The organism is Burkholderia sp. BKH01 (genome assembly GCF_025685725.1).
GTDB classification, from domain to species: domain Bacteria; phylum Pseudomonadota; class Gammaproteobacteria; order Burkholderiales; family Burkholderiaceae; genus Burkholderia; species Burkholderia pyrrocinia_C.
Map to the genome: position 1 here is coordinate 504,641 of NZ_JAOTQT010000001.1, position 17,458 is coordinate 522,098.

At 67.0% G+C, this 17,458-nt stretch carries 12 protein-coding genes; 8 read left to right on the plus strand and 4 right to left on the minus strand.

Annotated features, from left to right (window positions below):
* Positions 1-203 precede the first annotated feature (203 nt).
* The 4 genes from tssA to OEJ37_RS02160 all read right to left on the minus strand — a co-directional run bounded on the left by tssA (position 204) and on the right by OEJ37_RS02160 (position 5,278).
* Positions 204-1,943, minus strand: a complete 1,740-nt coding sequence (gene tssA, locus OEJ37_RS02145) for a type VI secretion system protein TssA (RefSeq protein WP_175919785.1) — start codon at positions 1,941-1,943, stop codon at positions 204-206.
* On the minus strand, positions 1,934-2,671 hold the full coding sequence (locus OEJ37_RS02150; RefSeq protein WP_174421093.1) for a response regulator transcription factor: 738 nt from the start codon (positions 2,669-2,671) through the stop codon (positions 1,934-1,936). Before OEJ37_RS02150 ends, tssA begins: the two co-directional genes overlap by 10 nt.
* On the minus strand, positions 2,668-4,458 hold the full coding sequence (locus OEJ37_RS02155; protein WP_263343023.1) for an ATP-binding protein: 1,791 nt from the start codon (positions 4,456-4,458) through the stop codon (positions 2,668-2,670). The genes OEJ37_RS02150 and OEJ37_RS02155 overlap by 4 nt, the downstream gene beginning before the upstream one ends.
* A gap of 8 nt (positions 4,459-4,466) precedes the next feature.
* Positions 4,467-5,278, minus strand: a protein-coding gene (locus OEJ37_RS02160; RefSeq protein ID WP_263343024.1) for an IS5 family transposase whose coding sequence is annotated in 2 segments (ribosomal slippage) — positions 4,467-4,930 and positions 4,930-5,278 — 813 coding nt in all. Because the reading frame shifts where the segments join, the coding sequence is not laid out codon by codon here.
* Between the two features lie 346 nt (positions 5,279-5,624).
* On the opposite strand from OEJ37_RS02160, the gene tssB reads away from it, so the two are divergent.
* The 8 genes from tssB to OEJ37_RS02200 all read left to right on the plus strand — a co-directional run bounded on the left by tssB (position 5,625) and on the right by OEJ37_RS02200 (position 17,435).
* Positions 5,625-6,119, plus strand: coding sequence for a type VI secretion system contractile sheath small subunit (gene tssB / locus OEJ37_RS02165; protein ID WP_174421090.1), 495 nt, complete (start codon positions 5,625-5,627; stop codon positions 6,117-6,119).
* A 23-nt stretch (positions 6,120-6,142) separates the two neighbouring features.
* Positions 6,143-7,657 (plus strand): type VI secretion system contractile sheath large subunit, encoded by a 1,515-nt coding sequence (gene tssC / locus OEJ37_RS02170; RefSeq protein ID WP_411859228.1) that lies wholly within the window; start codon positions 6,143-6,145, stop codon positions 7,655-7,657.
* A 216-nt stretch (positions 7,658-7,873) separates the two neighbouring features.
* Positions 7,874-8,365 carry a type VI secretion system tube protein TssD gene (gene tssD / locus OEJ37_RS02175; protein ID WP_174421098.1) on the plus strand — a complete coding sequence of 164 codons (492 nt, stop codon included), beginning with the start codon at positions 7,874-7,876 and terminating at the stop codon, positions 8,363-8,365.
* The gene (gene tssE, locus OEJ37_RS02180; RefSeq protein WP_175919789.1) at positions 8,358-8,804 is read left to right on the plus strand and encodes a type VI secretion system baseplate subunit TssE; all 447 of its coding nucleotides are present in this window, start codon (positions 8,358-8,360) and stop codon (positions 8,802-8,804) included. The genes tssD and tssE overlap by 8 nt, the downstream gene beginning before the upstream one ends.
* Positions 8,805-8,829: 25 nt before the next feature.
* Positions 8,830-10,572 (plus strand): type VI secretion system baseplate subunit TssF, encoded by a 1,743-nt coding sequence (gene tssF, locus OEJ37_RS02185; RefSeq protein WP_263343026.1) that lies wholly within the window; start codon positions 8,830-8,832, stop codon positions 10,570-10,572.
* Positions 10,560-11,582, plus strand: coding sequence for a type VI secretion system baseplate subunit TssG (gene tssG, locus OEJ37_RS02190; RefSeq protein ID WP_263343027.1), 1,023 nt, complete (start codon positions 10,560-10,562; stop codon positions 11,580-11,582). The genes tssF and tssG overlap by 13 nt, the downstream gene beginning before the upstream one ends.
* Positions 11,569-14,406, plus strand: coding sequence for a type VI secretion system ATPase TssH (gene tssH, locus OEJ37_RS02195; RefSeq protein WP_263343028.1), 2,838 nt, complete (start codon positions 11,569-11,571; stop codon positions 14,404-14,406). Before tssG ends, tssH begins: the two co-directional genes overlap by 14 nt.
* A 26-nt stretch (positions 14,407-14,432) precedes the next feature.
* The gene (locus OEJ37_RS02200; protein WP_263343029.1) at positions 14,433-17,435 is read left to right on the plus strand and encodes a type VI secretion system Vgr family protein; all 3,003 of its coding nucleotides are present in this window, start codon (positions 14,433-14,435) and stop codon (positions 17,433-17,435) included.
* The last annotated feature ends 23 nt before the right edge of the window (positions 17,436-17,458 follow it).

A 17,458-nucleotide genomic window follows, 5' to 3' on the forward strand; every position in this document is an offset into this window, starting at 1 on the left:
CGCATTTTTCGCTCGCCTCTCTCTCCCTTCTCCTCGTTCTTCGCTCGTATCGCTCATCGCCTGCGCGATGCATGCGCCGCGACAGCAACCGCGCCGCCTTCCCGCGAGTTTCGCCTGCGTCCGCCGCGCGATCGAACGACGCGGCCTCGCGCGGCGCATGCGCGAGCCGGCACCCTGCCGCGCCGCGGCCCGAGCGTGTCGCGTCACATCGACAAACGCATTGCCCGCGCCGCGTCGACGCCCGCGATCTCGTCGAGTACCGCCCGTGCGAGCGCCGAATCGCGATCTCGCCGAATCAGCAGCGCATAGGCGGCACACAAGCCATCGAGCGCAAGCTCCGGATCCCACGCGAGCAAATCATGCCGCCGGATCGGCTCGATCACGCTGCGCGCGAACGCGTCGGGAATCTCATGTGAGCAATGATCGTGCGCGAGCTCGCACAACCGGATGCGCGCCTTCAACCGGCGTTCGGCGCTCGGCGCGCGATCGATCATCTGCTGAATCGCATCTAGCGCGAGATCGAACTGACCACTTGCGGCGAGCGCGCGCGCATCGTCGACGGTGTCGTCGACGTGCGCATCGCGTGGTGCCAGTTCAGGCTCGCCCGTCGTCGACAGCGGTAGCGGCGGCGCGAGCGCCGCAGGCGACGAAGGCGGAATCGACGCCGCCTTCGCAGCGCCGCCCGGCTCGCCAAGCCCGGCGAGCCACGCGCGCGTCTCGTCGTCGGCGAACGGCGTGCCGTCGGCAAATTTCAGCGAATCGAGGCCCGGCAGCCGCGCAAGCAGCGCACGCACCGCCGCTTCCACTTCACGTTGCGCGTCGGTGCAATCGCCATCCACGCGGGCCAGCGCACGCGCGGCGATCCGCTGCAAATCCAGCCAGAGCGGGAATGCCTGCGCTTGCTCTTCGGCGAAGCGGACGGCATCCGCAGGCTCGCCGTGCCCGTCGATGCCTTTCGCCACGTCGACGACCTGCGCATTCGGCGCGGCGAGCTGCGTCCGGCCACTGCCCTCTTCCGTATCCGGCAGCGTGTGCACGCTCGACCAGCACGCAAAGCGGCGCAGCCGGAAGCCGCGCACGTCGGCCCAGTGGGCTTGCGAGAACGCCGTCGCGATGCGATGCAGTTGCGCGAGCGCATCCGCGAGCGCACGTTCGCGGCCGGCCGCCTCGGCAAGCGATGTCGGTCCGTGGGCGGCGTCGGCGTTCGCGCGCGACGCCGGTGGGCCGGTCGGCTCAGCCGGTGCGTGCTCGACTTCGGGAGCCGCGACGCTCGCCGAAAACTCGCCCATTGCGCCGCTTACTTTCGTCTCGTAAGTCTCGCTCGCGTCGCCAGACTCGATCGACTCGACCGGCAACCGGTTCGCGAACGCATTTACCGCGCGCATCGTCGGCGCGTCGTCGTCACGCTGCGCCAGCAGCGCATCGAGCCGCCGCGCAGCGTCGCGCAATTGCTCCACCAGCTCAGCCGCATAAGCGCCGCCGCATGCGGCATCCCGCATCGCGTCGACGCGATCGAGCAGCCATTGCAGCGCCCCGCGCCGCGCCCGCATCCGCGACACTGGCGGCGACATCGCATCCCAATGACGTTCGACGAGATCGCCGACGACTTCGAGCCCGCAGCGCAGTCCCGCCGCACCGCCGAGCTGCAATAACGCGCCCGCCAGATAGCAGCCGACGAGCAGATCCTTGCCCCGTTCGCGCAGCAATCCGGCGGCAAGATTCAATACCGCACTCCAGTCGACATGCCCACTCGCGCCCGGCGATGCGAGCTTCGTGAGTTCTGCATGCAACGCATCGAACCGTGCATCGGCGCGCACGCCGGCGCCCGCGGGCACAGCCGGATCGACGTCCGATCGCCCCAGCACCGCGAGCGTGTCGAAATCCATCGGCGGGCGAGCACCCGGCGCCGCGCCGCCCGCCCGACGCAATTCGCTCATTCCCATAGCGTCTCCACGTTCTTCGCGGCGAAGCAATAGCCGACGCCTCGCTCGGTTAGAATCAGTTCGGGATACTTGGGATACTTCTCGATCTTCTTGCGCAACCGCCAGATCTGCACGTCGATCGCCCGATCGAACACGTCATCGAACGCGCGCGTGCACTCGATCAATTGCGCGCGCGTGACGACGCGCGACGGCGAGCCGAGGAAAAACGCCAACAGATTGAATTCCCCGGCCGTGAGCGGAATGTCCTGCTCATCAGGCGTCGACAGACGGCGCGTATCCATGTTCAGCGTCCAGCCGTCGAAGCGGTATGCGCGCGGATGCCTGCCGCGCCGCACGGGCGCCGTAGCCGGATCGGCGCGCCGCCACAGCGCGCGCATCCGCGCGAGCACTTCGCGCAGCGAATACGGCTTCAAGACGTAATCGTCCGCGCCGAATTCGAGGCCCATGATGCGGTCGGCCTCCTCGCTTCGGCCCGTCACACAAATGAGCGGAAAGCGCTGCGAATCGCGCCAGCGCAGCAGCACGTCGATGCCGTCCCCATCCGGCAGACCGAGATCGAGCAGCACCATTTCGTATTCGCGTCGCTCGACCGATTCGACGGCCGCGGCCGCCGTCCCCACGCCGTCCACGGCCATGCCATGGCCCGACAAATATTTGCACAGCACGCACCGCAACGGTTCGTCATCCTCGACGACGAGCACCGCCGGCGATCTTGTCGCATTCATCATTTCCTCCTCTGTACTACACCACGCGCGCCGGCGTCCACTTCTCCCGTCATGCCTGACGCGCCTGTCCCGTGTGCCGCCGGCAACGTGAGCCTGAAGCGGCTCCCCGCGCCGCGATCCGTCGCGACGGCGATCTGCCCGCGATGCGCGATCGCCGCGCCCGCGACGATCGCGAGGCCGAGCCCTGTGCCCGGTGCGCCGGACCGGGTTGAAGTGAACGGCTCGAAAATACTGTCAAGCGGCTCGGCCTCGATGCCGTTGCCATCGTCGCGCACCTCGATCCACACGCCGCCCGGCATCGACTGCTCGCCGATCGCGACGTCGAACGTATCGTCGGCGGGCACGCCGCCGTCGGTTGCTGCGCCGTTCGCACCGATGCGCACGACGACCGTCGAACGCGCGGCGCGCATTGCATTGCCGACGAGATTCATCACGGCGCGCACGATCTGGCTGCGATCGGCGAATGCGACGTGACGCGTGACGCCGCATGCATCGTCTCCACACCGAACGAACTCGATGCCCCGCAGCCCCGCCGCGGGCATCGCGGCTAGCGCATCGTCAACGATCTCGTCGACGCTCACCCGCGTCAACACGGGCTCGCCGCGGCGCGCGGCGAGCAGGATCTGCGTCGTCAGATCGCGGCCCCGCTCGACCGCGCGATGAATCTCACCGATCGATTCGTCCGCGCGCGCGCCGCTCGCGAGCTGATCGATCGCGTATTCGGCGTGACAATCGATCACCGCCAGCACATTGTTGAAGTCATGAACGATCCCGCCCGCAAAAAAACCTAGCGACTCGAAGCGGCGCGATCGTTCGATCTGTCGCGCGAGCCGCCGCCGCTCGCCCGTCGCGATCGCGATGCACATCGACAGGATCGCAACACCGATCAGATCGACCTGCAGCGCCCAAACACCATGACCGTCGTGATGCGGCGCATACGGACCGCGGCCGCCGAGCGTCATCGCGATCAACGCAATCGCCGAGAGCGCGTTGAGCTGGGACACGAGCACGAAGCCGCCTTCGAGCGCGGCCCAGCTGAGCGACAGCACGAGCACCACGCGCGCGACCTCGACCTGGTCGTCCCAAATCCACGCGAAGCACAGCGAACCCAACGTCGCAAGCGCAGGCAGTTGATTGCGGCTGCGCGACCACGCCGCAACGCAGGCACGTGCATTCCACGTGAGAAGCACCGGCAGCAACACGAGCAGCGCGAGCGCATTCGCCGCATACGCGCGCGACCACTCGCTCAGCCATTCACGATCACTCGTCCATACCGACAGGATCGCCGCCGCGAGCGTCGCGTGCATCGCCGCCATGCCGAGCGGCAGCAGCAACACGAACATCGCGAAGCCGCGCAGCGTGTCCACGCCGCCGCCTGGCTTCAGGTAGCGCCGCGCGAGCCACGCGCCCGCGATCGCCTCGCCTACGTTGACGGCCGCGAACAGCGCGTCGATGTGCCACGGCACCCAATCGAGCGAGCCTGCCGCGAGCAGCGTGACGAACAGCGCCACCGCGCCAAACGACCGGGCGAGCGGCCGCCGGCAGTGCAGCAGCAACGCGATGCCCAGCACCGGCGCGGGCCACACGACCGCCGACAGCGTTTGATTGAGCGACACGGACGCGCCGGGCCGCGACAGCAGATGATTCGCATAGAACAGCAGCAGCAGCAGCGCCGCCGCGTTCAGCGCGCCACCCGGCGCGAATGCGAGGTTACCGCGGCGCGGCGCCTGCATGATGCGTGTGGGCCGGACGCGCGCTGGCGAGCCGGCATCGATGGGATTTTTGTGCATAAGAAGCTCTAACACAATGAATTTTGAAGGTGTCGCCAGCAGATGACGCAAGCGGCGATTTTCACGAATGCTTCGTGGATGGCCGCGAGGCATTCAAACCGGATGCGCAGGCGTCTGAAGTTGTGAAGCCATGCGAAGGTACGTTCGACGACCCATCGGGTCTTTCCGAAACCGCTGCCGTTCGGCTCATCCCGACGGGCGATCTGCGTTGCGATGCCGACATCGTGTAATGGGTTTCGATCTTTGCCTTGATCGTAGCCGCGTTCGGCCTGCACGATGACCGGCTTGGACAGCAGGCGTCCCCGCTTGCCACGAATGGGCGGGATGGCGTCGATCAGAGGCAGTAGTTGGGTGACGCCGTTGCGGTTGGTGCCCGTGAGAATCAGCACGAGCGGGATGCTGTGCGCTTCGGTAATGAGGTGGTGCTTTGAACCGTGTCGCGCCCGATCGGTGGGATTGGGTCCTGTTTTTGACCTGATCCCACTGCGCGAATGCAGGACGAATCGACGACCACACGCGACCAGTCGATGCGATCGGCTGCTCGAAGTTTCGCCGGCAGCACCTCGTGCAGCCGGTCCCAGACACCCGCCTGTTGCCAGTAGCGCAGTCTGCGCCAGCAGCTCATGCCCGAGCCGCAGCCCATTTCCTGCGGAAGCATCTCCCAGGGAATGCAGGACTGCAGCACGAACAGAATGCCGGTCAGCACTGCGCGATGGTCGAGCGGCTTGCGTCCCGGGTATCGCGTCCGGCGTGGCTTCAGTGGTGGCAGCAGCGGTTGGATCAGTGACCACAATTCGTCATCGAGTATCGGTTTGGTCATGGCCTCCTCGTCGGCCAAACAACGAAGAGGTTAAAAGAGCGTTCGTCGGGTTAACAGCCTCCCCTCAAATAATTTTGTTAGAGATTCTAAGTCTCAGAAGTCGGCGAATACTAAACCGTCTTTGTTTTGAATATCAATCGATATTATCAATGCATCGCGCGGTTCTTTTCATTTGCAACAAAAGCGGTACGCGGCGACCAAAAATTGGAACCCGACGGCTAACGCCGGTTCCGTCTTTCCCTGGATACTGGCCTCGCCGATGCGGCTTTTTACGTTTCATTCAAAACGCCCAGAACATCCGGACACGACCGTCGCACGCGAGCGACAACGAAGAGGAGAACCAACCATGACAACGAACGGATCCGTCGCGCCGAAAGAGCGGGTCAACATCGTCTATCGGCCGGCCACGGGCGACGCGAGCGCAGAAGTCGAGCTACCGCTCAAGGTGCTCGTGCTCGGCGAATTCTCGACGGCCGAAGACAAGCCGCCGCTTGAGGAGCTCGCCCCCGTGAACGTCGACAAGGACGACTTCAACGACGTGATGAAGGCACAGCGCCTGCAGCTCACGTTCAGCGTGCCGAACCTGCTCGACGAGCAGGCGGGCGAGGACGATCGTCTGCCTGTCACGCTCGGCTTTGAATCGGTCGCCGATTTCTCGCCCGACGCGATCGTCGAGAAGGTGCCTGAGCTGAAACAGCTGATCGAGCTGCGTGACGCGCTGAAGGCGTTGAAAAGCCCGCTCGGCAACATTCCGGGCTTTCGCAAACGCATCCAGGAGATTGTGACCGACAAGGCGGCGCGCAAGCAGCTGCTCGCCGAACTCAATCTCGACGACCAATGAACCGCGACACCGAACACACCATCATGGAAGGCGAACACGAGCAATCCCCGCAGCATGCCGACGAGATCAGCTCGGCGAGCACCGACGTCGCGACGCCCACCGCGTCCGCATCGTTGCTCGACGAGCTGATCGAGGCCGCGCGCGTGAAGCGCGACGAAGACGCCTATCCGATCACGCGCCACGGCATTCAGGCGTTCGTCGCGCATCTAACGCAACCGAAACGCCCGGTCGAGACCGTGAGCCCGGCGACGATCGACGACATGATCGCCGAGATCGACCGCAAGCTGTGCCGGCAGATCGACGCGATCCTTCATCATGCGGATTTCCAGAAGCTCGAATCGACGTGGCGCTCGCTGAAGTTCCTTATCGATCGAACGGACTTCCGCGAGAACGTCAAGATCCAATTCCTCGACGTCGGCAAGGCGGCGTTGCTCGACGACTTCGAGGATTCGCCGGACATCACAAAATCCGGGTTGTACCAGAAGGTCTATACGGCCGAATACGGCCAGTTCGGCGGCCAACCGATCGGCGCGATCGTCGCGAACTACACGTTCGGCCCCGGCGCGCCAGACGTCAAGCTGCTGCAATACGTCGCGAGCACATCGGCGATGGCGCACACGCCGTTCATCGCGGCGGCGGGCCCCGCGTTCTTCGGCATCGATTCGTTCGGCAAGCTGCCGAACGTGAAAGACCTGGCGTCGCTGTTCGAAGGCCCGCAATTCACGAAGTGGAATGCGTTTCGCGAAAGCGAGGACGCGCGCTACATCGGCCTCACGCTGCCGCGCTTCCTGCTGCGGCTGCCGTACGGTTCGAACACGACGCCCGTCAAGCGCTTCAACTACGACGAGCGCGTCGACGCCGGCGACGCGGATTTCCTGTGGGGCAACGCCGCGTTCGCGTTCGCCACGCGCCTTACCTCGAGCTTCGCCGACTATCGCTGGTGCGCGAACGTGATCGGCCCGAAGAGCGGCGGCACGGTCTCCGATCTGCCGCTCTATGCGTACGAGGCAATGGGCGAGATTCAGAACAAGATCCCGACCGACGTGCTGATTTCCGAGCGCCGCGAGTTCGAGCTCGCCGAACAGGGCTTCATCGCGCTGACGATGCGCAAGAACAGCGACAACGCCGCATTTTTCTCCGCGAATTCCACGCAGAAGCCGAAGTTCTTCGGCATCAGCAAGGAAGGCAAGGAAGCCGAGCTCAACTACCGGCTCAGCACGCAACTGCCGTACATCTTCGTCGTCAACCGGCTCGCCCATTACATCAAGGTAATTCAGCGGGAGAACATCGGCTCGTGGAAAGAGCGCACCGATCTCGAGCAGGAACTCAACCAATGGATCCGCCAATACGTCGTCGACATGGACAACCCGTCGCAAAGCGTGCGCAGCCGCCGCCCGCTGAGACAGGCGCAGATCCTCGTGTCGGACGTCGAGGGCGAACCCGGCTGGTATCGCGTTGACATGAAGGTGCGGCCGCACTTCAAGTACATGGGCGCTTTTTTCACGCTATCGCTCGTCGGGAAGCTCGAAAAGCGCTAGCGAGTGAGTCGCGCGGATTTCATCGGAAACAATCTCGCATCGCGACGAAACGAAAATGAAACCCCGTCGCCCAATAATCCATTCACGCCGATGGTTTCGGATACCTGACGAACCGTCGCCGGCATCCCGTTCGCGATGCCGGCGGCGCGTGACCGAAGCCAAAGCCATCTCCGTCAACTCGGCGCATCGCGCCGCCAAGCAAAAAAGGAAACCGCCATGCTGGCCGGAATGTATCTGAAGGTCAAAGGAAAAACGCAGGGAGAAATCAAAGGCTCCGTCGTTCAGGACAATCACGACGGAAAAATCCACATCTATGCCTTCAAGCACGACTACGACATGCCAGCCAAGATGCAGGAAGGCATGACGCCCGGCGCCAACGCTCGCGGCGTGTTGACGTTGACGAAGGAAATGGACCGGTCGTCGCCGCAATTCCTGCAAGCGCTCGGCAAGCGCGAGACGCTGACCGACTTCGAGCTGGAGATCTACCGCCCGAAGCTGGACGGCACCGGCGTGACCGAACTGGAGTTCACGCTCAAGCTCGAGGGCGTCCTCGTCGTCCACATCGACGAATACTCGCGCAAGCCGCACGAGGAAGGCAGCGACGGCGTGCTCGGCCACATGGAAGACATTTCGTTCGCGTACCAGGGGTTCCATATGGAGCACAAGGAATCGGGCGTCTCGGGCGAAGCAAGCTGGAACGGTGGCTGATCGCGAGCCGGCGCGCGCCCTCGAGCAGCGACTGCTCGAGCGGATCACGGCGCGCGAAGCGGGCGGCGGGCGCGAGCGCTCGCCGCCCGCTGACGTGCTCACGCGCTCGATCATCGATCACCTTCGCCGCATCCTCAACACGAGGCAAGGCCACGTGCCGATCGATCCGGCCTTCGGCGTGCCGGACTTCACGAATCTCGCGGGCGGCTTCGCACAAGGGTCCGCCAGCGAAATCGAGGCGCAGATCGAACGCGTGATCGCGTGCTACGAGCCGCGGCTGAAAGCGCCGCGCATCGCGCTCGCCGAGCGCGCACCCGGTGCGACGACGCTGGAGTTCAGTCTCGACGCGCAGATCGTGATCGATACGCGCAGCGTGCCGACGCGCTTTATGACGACCGTCAGCGGCAACGGAAAGATCGACATCCGAACCATTTCCTGAGCGCGCGATTTCGCGCGCGTCCATCATGGCCACCACCACGCTGAACCGCTATTACGAGGACGAACTCGTCCGCCTGCGCGAGCTCGCTGCCGAATTCGGTCGCGCGCATCCGCTGCTCGCGCCTATGCTGGGCGCGCCGTCGGGCGACCCGGACGTCGAGCGACTGCTCGAAGGCGTCGCGTTCCTGACAGGGCTTACGCGGCAGAAGCTCGACGACGGCCTGCCGGAGCTCGTGCAAGAGCTCGCGCACCTGCTGTTTCCGCATTCGCTGCACCCGGTTCCGGCGGCGACGCTGATCGCTTTCGAGCCGCGCGGCGCGCTGCGCGAGCGCGCAGTGATCGCTGCCGGCACCGAGATCGAATCGATGCCCGTCGACGGCACGGCCTGCCGGTTCCGCACCTGCGGCGATCTCGTCGTCGAGCCGATCGCGCTCGCCGGCTGCCGGTTCGTGCCGCCCGCGGACGGCGGGCCAGCGCTGCGGCTCGACTTCGAGATGCTCGGCATCGACGTGAGCGAATGGGACGCGACGCGCATTCGCCTGTTCGTCGGCGGCGAGCGACTGCACGCGAGCCGGCTGTTCGCGCTCGTGATGCAGCACGTCGTTTCGATCGACATCGCCTGCGGCCCGCCGGATCTGCCCGGCCCGCGCAGCGCGCTTGGCAGCCGCGCGCTGCGGCCGGCTGGCTTCGACGACGCACTGCTGCCCTGCCCCGAGCGCGCATTCCCCGGCTTTCGGCTGCTGCACGAATACTTCGCGTTCGCGGAGAAATTCCTGTTCGTCGATCTGAACGGCCTCGAGCGCTGGCGCGCCGCACGCTCGGGCGCACAGTTCAGCGTGTGGCTCACGCTCGATTGCGCGCCCGAGTGGCTGCCCGGCATCGATCGCGACAGCTTCCGGCTGAACGTCGTCGCCGCGCTGAACCTGTTCGCGCACGAGGCGGTGCCGATCCAGCACGAGCATCGTGCGACCGACTACCGGCTGCAACCCGAAGGCGACGCGAACGGCCACTGCCGGATCTACTCGGTCGATCACGTGGTCGGCTATCGCCCGGGCCATCCCGTCGACCGGCATTACGTTCCGTTAGGCGTCGCGGCCGGCGACGCGAGCGCCCCGAGCTACCGCCTGATTCGTCGCGCGGCGCTCGACGGGCACGGGCACGACGTCCATCTCGCGCTCGCGTATCCGACCGGCGAGGCGCTCGCGACGGAAACGCTGTCGATCGGCCTGTCGTGCACGAACGGCGCGCTGGCCACAGACCTGAAGATCGGCGACGTGTGCCGCCCGACCGACAACTCGCCCGAGCGCTTCACGTTCGCCAACATCGCGCCCGTGAGCGCGCCGCTCGATCCGCTACTCGGCGAGCCGCTGCTGTGGCGCACCATCGGCCACCTCGCGCTGAATTTCCTGTCGCTTGGCAACGTCGACAACCTGAAGCAGATGCTCGCGCTCCACGCGTCCGGCGAGCGCTGCGACGACGCGCGTGCACAAGCCGACCGCCGCCGCATCGACGGCATCGAATCTGTCGACGTGCGCCCCGAGACGCATGTCGTCGGCGAGCGGATGCTGAGCGGCCAGCACGTCGCGCTGCGCTGCCGCGCTCACGCGTTCGGCGGCGCGGGTGAGCTGTATCTGTTCGGCTGCGTGCTCGAGCGCTTTTTGGCCGAATATGCGGCGCTCAACACGTACACGCGCGTCGAAATCGACGTGTCGCCCGACGGCGAGCGCTTCGCGTGGCCGCCACGGATGGGGGCGCAATGCCTGCTCTAGAACCCGTGCTGCTCGGCGAGGCCAAGCACTTCGCGTATTTCCAGGCGATCCGGCTGCTGCGGCGCATCGTGCGCGAACGGCGCGGCGACGCCGCGAGCACGAACGCCTCGACGATGCCGATCCACACGCGGCCGAATCTCGCGCTGTCGTTTCCGGACACCGACGTCGAGCGCATCGACAAGGCGAACGACGGCGGCTATCGCGTCGTCGCGAACTTCTTCGGGCTGTACGGCGTGTCGTCGCCGCTGCCGACGTTCTACACCGAAGACCTGATCGACGAGGCATTCAAGGGCCGCCATGCGGCGCGCGGCTTTCTAGACGTGCTGCATCGCGCGCTCTATCCGCTGCTGTTCGACGCGTGGCTCAAGCATCGGCTGTCGCTGCGAATCGTCGAGGAGCGCGACGAGGACGCGTTGCGTCCGCTCTACGCGCTCGCGGGCGTCGATGCCCGCATCGCGCGCGACGCGGGTCTGCACGAGCACGCGCTGCTGCGCTACGTCGGGCTGCTGAGCCAGCGGCCGCGCTCGGCGGTCGGGCTGCGCGCGCTGCTCGCCGACGCATTCGCGCCCGCGACGGTCGACATCGAGCCGTGCGTGCCGCAATGGCTTCCGATCCCGGCCATACAGCGCACCCGCGTCGGCACATGCGCGCACCGGCTCGGCGTGGATGCGCGCGTCGGCACGCGCATGCGCGACGACGGCGCCCGGTTGCGCATCGTGCTCGGCGACGTGCCCGGCCCGCTGTTTCGCGCGCTGATGCCGGGTGGCGAAGCGTTTCGCCGGCTGCGCTTTCTCACGCGCCTCTATCTGACGCGGCCGTTCACCGTCGACGTCACCATCCGCGTGCGCGCACGCGACGCACTGCCCGCGTGCTGCGGTGGCGGCGCATGGTCGCGCGTCGGGTTCGACGCGTGGCTGGGCGAACCAAGCGCCGCACGCGCGGCGTCGCCCGAATTCCGTCTTCCGACTTCCCTCTTTGATCAAGCGAGACCCCATCATGCTGCTGGTTGACCTGAAACCGTTGATCGAACAGCTCAATCCCTATTGTCGGACCGCGCTCGAAAACGCAGTCGGCGCATGCGTCGCGCGCCGGCACGACGACGTCTCCGTCGAGCATCTGCTCGCGCGGCTGTGCGACGAGCCGTCGGCCGACATCGCACTGCTGCTGCGTGCGAGCGGCGCCGACGCGGCGCGCCTGCGCCGGCAGGCCGACGCGGCACTCGACGCGCGGCCGGCAGGCGGCGGCGGTCGCCCCGCGTTCGCGCCGTCGCTGCTCGCGTTACTGCAGGATGCGTGGCTGATCGCTTCGCTCGAGCTCGGCGACACGCACATCCGCTCGGCGGCCGTGCTCGCTGCGGCGGTCGCGCGCGCCGCGCGGCAGCCTTCGCACACCGGCGACGACGTGCTGCAAGCGCTGCGCAAAGACGCGCTCGTCGCATGCTTTTCGAGCGCGTGCGCGCAATCGATCGAATCTCGCTCGGGCGACGCGGGAGCAGCGCCCGACGCGTCGAGCGCGATCTCCCGCTATTGCGAAGACTTCACCGCGAAGGCGCGCGCGGGCCGCATCGATCCGGTGTTCGGCCGCGACGCGGAAATCCGCCAGATCGTCGACATCCTCGCGCGGCGGCGCAAGAACAATCCGGTGTGCGTCGGCGAGCCTGGCGTAGGCAAGACGGCTGTCGTCGAAGGGCTCGCATTGCGGATCGTCGAAGGCGACGTGCCCGCCACGCTGCGCGACGCGACGCTGCTCGGCCTCGATCTCGGGCTGCTGCAGGCGGGCGCGAGCGTCAAAGGCGAATTCGAGCAGCGGCTCAAGCGCGTGATCGCCGAGATCCGCGCGTCGCAATCGCCCGTCGTGCTGTTCGTCGACGAGGCGCACACGCTGATCGGCGCGGGTGGCCCGGCGGGCGCGTCCGACGCGGCAAACCTGCTGAAGCCCGTGCTCGCGCGCGGCGAGCTGCGTACGATCGCCGCCACCACGTGGAGCGAATACAAGAAGTACTTTGAGAAGGACGCGGCGCTCGCGCGACGCTTTCAGCCGGTGAAGCTCGACAGCCCGGACGTCGCGACGTCGGTGATGATCCTGCGCGGCCTGAAGGATCGCTATCAGGACGCGCACGGCGTGACGATCCGCGACGACGCACTCGTTGCGGCCGCCGAGCTATCGGCGCGCTACATCACCGGCCGGCAGTTGCCGGACAAGGCGATCGACCTGCTCGACACAGCCTGCGCGCGCGTAAAGGTGAGCCAGCAGACGAAGCCCGCGGCGCTCGAGGACGCCGAGCACGCGATCCAGGCGCTCGAGCGCGAGCGGCGCGCGCTGCGACAGGATCTGGCCGAGCGCTGCACGCCGGACACGCCGCGCATCGCGGAGATCGATCGCGAGCTGGCCGCGCTGGCCGCACGTACCGTCGCGCTGTGCGACGCATGGGCGGCGCAGCGCGACGCGGCGCAAGCGCTCGTCGACGCGCGCCGCGCGTGCCGGGCGGTCGCGGACGCCGTCGGGGCAGCCGGCGCGGGCGAGACCGACGCTGGAACCGAGGCACTCGAAGCAGCCGACGGCGCCGAAACGAATAGCGTCGGCGTCGCCGCAGCCGTGCCCCCTGTGGGCACGCATGCCGGGCCGCCCGCGCCGGCCACCCGGAATCCGAATGCGCAAACCCGCGCTGCCTCGCACGCCGACGCGCGCGAGAGCGCCTCGCACGCGCTCGCCGATGCGACCCGCCGTTTCGAGCACGTGCTGCGCGACGCGCGGCTCGTGCGAATCGACGTCGATGCGGACGCGATCGCCGACGTCGTGGCCGACTGGACCGGCATCGCGGCCGGCAAGCTGCGCCGCGACCGCGCGAACGTGATGCTGCGGCTCGCCGATACGCTCAAGCGCCGCATTCGCGGCCAGGATCACGCGATCGAACAGATCGCGCAGGCCGTGAAAACGGGCGCGGCCGGCGTGCACGACCCGCGCCGGCCGCTCGGCGTGTTCCTGCTCGCGGGCCCGTCCGGCACCGGCAAGACCGAGACCGCGCTCGCAGTCGCCGACGCGCTGTTCGGCGACGAGCGCTCGATCGTCGTTGTCAACATGAGCGAGTTCCAGGAGCGGCACGACGCGAGCCGCCTGATCGGCTCGCCGCCCGGCTACGTCGGCTACGGCGAAGGCGGCATGCTGACCGAGGCAGTGCGCCAGCGGCCCTACTCGGTCGTGCTGCTCGACGAAGTCGAGAAGGCCCACCCGGACGTGCTGAACCTGTTCTATCAGGTGTTTGACAAGGGCTGGCTGTCCGACGGCGAGGGCAAGGAAGTGGATTTCGCGAACACGGTGATCTTCCTGACGTCGAACCTCGGTGCGCACGCCGTCGCCGAGCTCGCCGCGCGCGACCCGCACCCCGATCCAGACACGATGCGCGCGGCGATCCGGCCAGCGCTGTCGCGCCATTTCAAGCCGGCGCTGCTCGCGCGGATGACCGAGATTCCGTATGTGCCGCTCGCGCCCGACACGCTTGCCGACATCACGCGACTGAAGCTCGAGCGCATCGCGGCACGCGTGGCCGCGCAGCACGCGACGCGCGTCGTCTACGACGACGCCGTCGTCGCGCACATCGCCGCACGCTGCACCGAAGTCGAATCGGGCGCGCGCAACGTCGACTTCGTCTTACAGCGACACGTGCTGCCCGCGCTCGCGCAGCACGTGCTCGTGTGCGCTGGTGACGAGACGCCCGCGGCCGCGATCCGCGTCGCAGTCGACGCCGACGGGCGCTTCGTCGTCTCGGCCGACGCGCCGGCCGGGGGCGATGCGCTTGACGTGTCCGCTGTGTTCGATGTTGCCAACGCGCGCTAACGCCCTGCGCCGCCCAGGAGTTCCCGATGCCTTCATCCCATCAACGTGGTACCCGCGCGGCTCGCACGGACGGCTCGTCGCGCGCGAACCTGCTGCGCTTCACGTTCGTAAGCGAAGCGTACGACGCCACGACGTTCGACGTCGTCGACATGAGCGGCCGCGACGCGATCTCGCAACCGTACCGGTTCGAGCTCACGCTCGTGAGCAAGCAGCCGCAGATCGATTTCGCGAAGATGCTGAGCCGCGCGGCGACGCTCACGATCCTGCCGCCGTACGGCGAAGCCGGCACGACCCGCTATAGCGGTGTGCTCGCCGAGTTCGAGCAACTGAAGGACATTCGCGGCTTCACCGTCTATCGCGCGACGCTCGTGCCGCGCCTCTGGCAGCTGTCGCTGTACAAGGTTACGGACGTCTATCTGAACGAGCAGACGATTCCCGACATCGTGAAGCAGGTGCTGCGCACCGCGTCGTTCGGCAGCCGCGACTACCGCCTGCGGTGCGGTAGCGGCTACCGCAAGCGCAGCTTCGTATGCCAGTACGACGAGAGCCACCTGGATTTCGTGTCGCGCTGGATGGAGAAGGAAGGCCTCTACTACTACTTCGAGCACGACGGCAAACGCGAGACGCTCGCGATCGTCGACGACCGCCGCCATCAGCCCGGCCCCGCCGCCGATCTCGCGCTGCGCTACCTGCCCGTGGCCGAATTCGACACGGGCGCCGAATCGGACCGCGTGCAGGCGTTCGCGTGCCGCGCGACGCCACTGCCGCGCGAAGTCGTGCTGCGCGACTTCAATCACCGGAAGGCAGAGCTATCGCTCGAAGTGCGCGAGCACGTGTCACGCGACGGCATCGGCGAGCGGGTGTCGAGCGACGAGCACTTCCATACGAAGGACGAAGGCCGGCGCTACGCGAAGCTGCGCGCCGAGGCGCTCGTCTGCGACGGCCGCCGGTTCGCCGGCGAGGCGACTGCGGCTGGCCTGCGCGCCGGCCGCTTCATCGCGCTCGAGGGCCACTATCGAGCGGATTTCGACGGCCGCTATCTGGTGACGGCGGTCACGCATCGCGGCTCGCAGGCGCGCCTGCTGTTTCCCGATCTCGACAAGCCGTTCGGCGCGACGCCGGACGTGCCCGTCTATCGCACCGAATTCGACGCACTCCCCGCCGGCGTCCAGTACCGGCCGCCGCGCACGACGCCGAAGCCGCGCGCGGCAGGCGTCGTCAGCGCGATCGTCGACGGCGAGGGCGGCGGCAAGCTTGCCGAGCTCGACGAACACGGGCAGTACAAGGTGCGCTTTCCGTTCGCGCACACCGCGCATCCGGCGAACAAGGGCTCCGCGCGGATCCGGATGGCCACGCCCTACGCGGGCTCGGATCGCGGCATGCACCTGCCGCTGGTGAAGGGCACCGAAGTGAAGACTGCATTCGAAGGCGGCGATCCCGACCGCCCCGTGATTATCGGCGCAGTTCCCAACTCGTCGCACCGCAGCGTCGTCACGCGCCGCAACCCCGCCGCGCACCGGATCCTGACCGAGCACAACCAGCTCTACATGAAGGACGGCAGCGGTGCGGCGACGTGGCTGCACGCGCCGAACAACCACATCGGCCTCGGCTCGGTCGGACCAGGCGAGGGCCTCGCGCTCCTCACGTCGGGCAACAGGTTCGATTTCTCGCTCGGCAACGCATACAGCTTCTCGGGCGGGCTCAAGTGCTCGGTGTCGATCGGCGGCAATACCGACGTCTATGTCGGCGTGCGCAACAGCCTCGACGTCAGCGCGAACTTCCTGACGACGCTGCAGGGCAACCTGCGCTGGATGCTGCCCGGCAGCCGGACCTTCGAGATCAACGATAGCGCGTCGACGCTGCTGCAGACGCTGCACAAGCAGTCTGCTACGGGCGCGATCCGGCTGTCCGCCGGGCAGGACGCATCCGCGCTGGTGCAAAAGCAGCTCGACAAGCTCAAGGGCGCGGTGCGCAAGTTCATGATCGTCTCGGGCCTGGCGAATGCGGGTTCCGCCGCCGCCGCTGCGGGGCTCATCAAGGGCGGCGGCGCGGTCGCCGATCTGCCGTGGTCGGGCTTCGGCGTATCCGCCGCTCAGTTCGCCGGCGTGACCGCCGCCAGTACCGCTCTGATGGCGACGTCGCGCACGATGCTCGCGAACGTCGCGAAACTGCAGGAGGCGTTGCCGCTCGTCGCGGATCTGTCGCTCAGCAAGCACGGTATCGCGCTCGCAGCGAAGAACCTCACGCACGCGACGCGGATGTCGCTCACCGTCGACGGGCTCACGTGGTCGACAGACGCAAAGGCGCCAGGCGTGGCGGGCGTTGCGATGAGCGCCGGCAACGGCCGCTGGGGCGTGGAATCTGCCAAGCACGCGCACGTGCATGCGCATGACACGCTACTGTTCGCGGTGGCGGCCGATCCGACCACCAAGTTGGCCCTCAAGGACCTGATCAAGCAGCGCAGCGATCTCGACGCCTGCCTGAAGGACATCGCTGATCTCGAAGCCGACATTTCGGAAAACGAAGTGCTGTCGACTCATCAGAACGCGTTCGGCGTCAGCGCGCTCGTGCCCAAGCCATCGTCGCCCGCCGACGCGGTCGCGGCGGTCGCGATCAAGGCGAAGGAAGCGAAGCTCTTCGCGCTGAAAGCAAAGCGCAAGGCCGTCGGGCTGAAGATCGACAAACTTCAGGAAAATCTCGCGAAGCAGGTGAAGAACCTGAGCGCCGCGCGAATGAGCGCCTCCGAATCGGAGTTCAGCTTCAAGGGCAACCGGCTCGTCGCGACGGCCGAAGGCGTCACGCTCGCGCATGCGCAGGGCAAGGCGAAGCTCGACGTGCGCGACGCGAAGATCGGCATCGACGCGGGCAAATCGAGCCTCGAGCTCGACAAAGACAAGATCGCGGCCGGCTGCGGCTCTGCATCGCTGAAGCTCGGCAGCGACGGCACGATCGACGTGCGCGCGACCAACGTCAAGCTGAACGGCAGCGCATCGCTGAAGTTAGACAGCCAGTTGATCCAGCTCGGTTGACCCACGCATTCGTTCGGATTCCA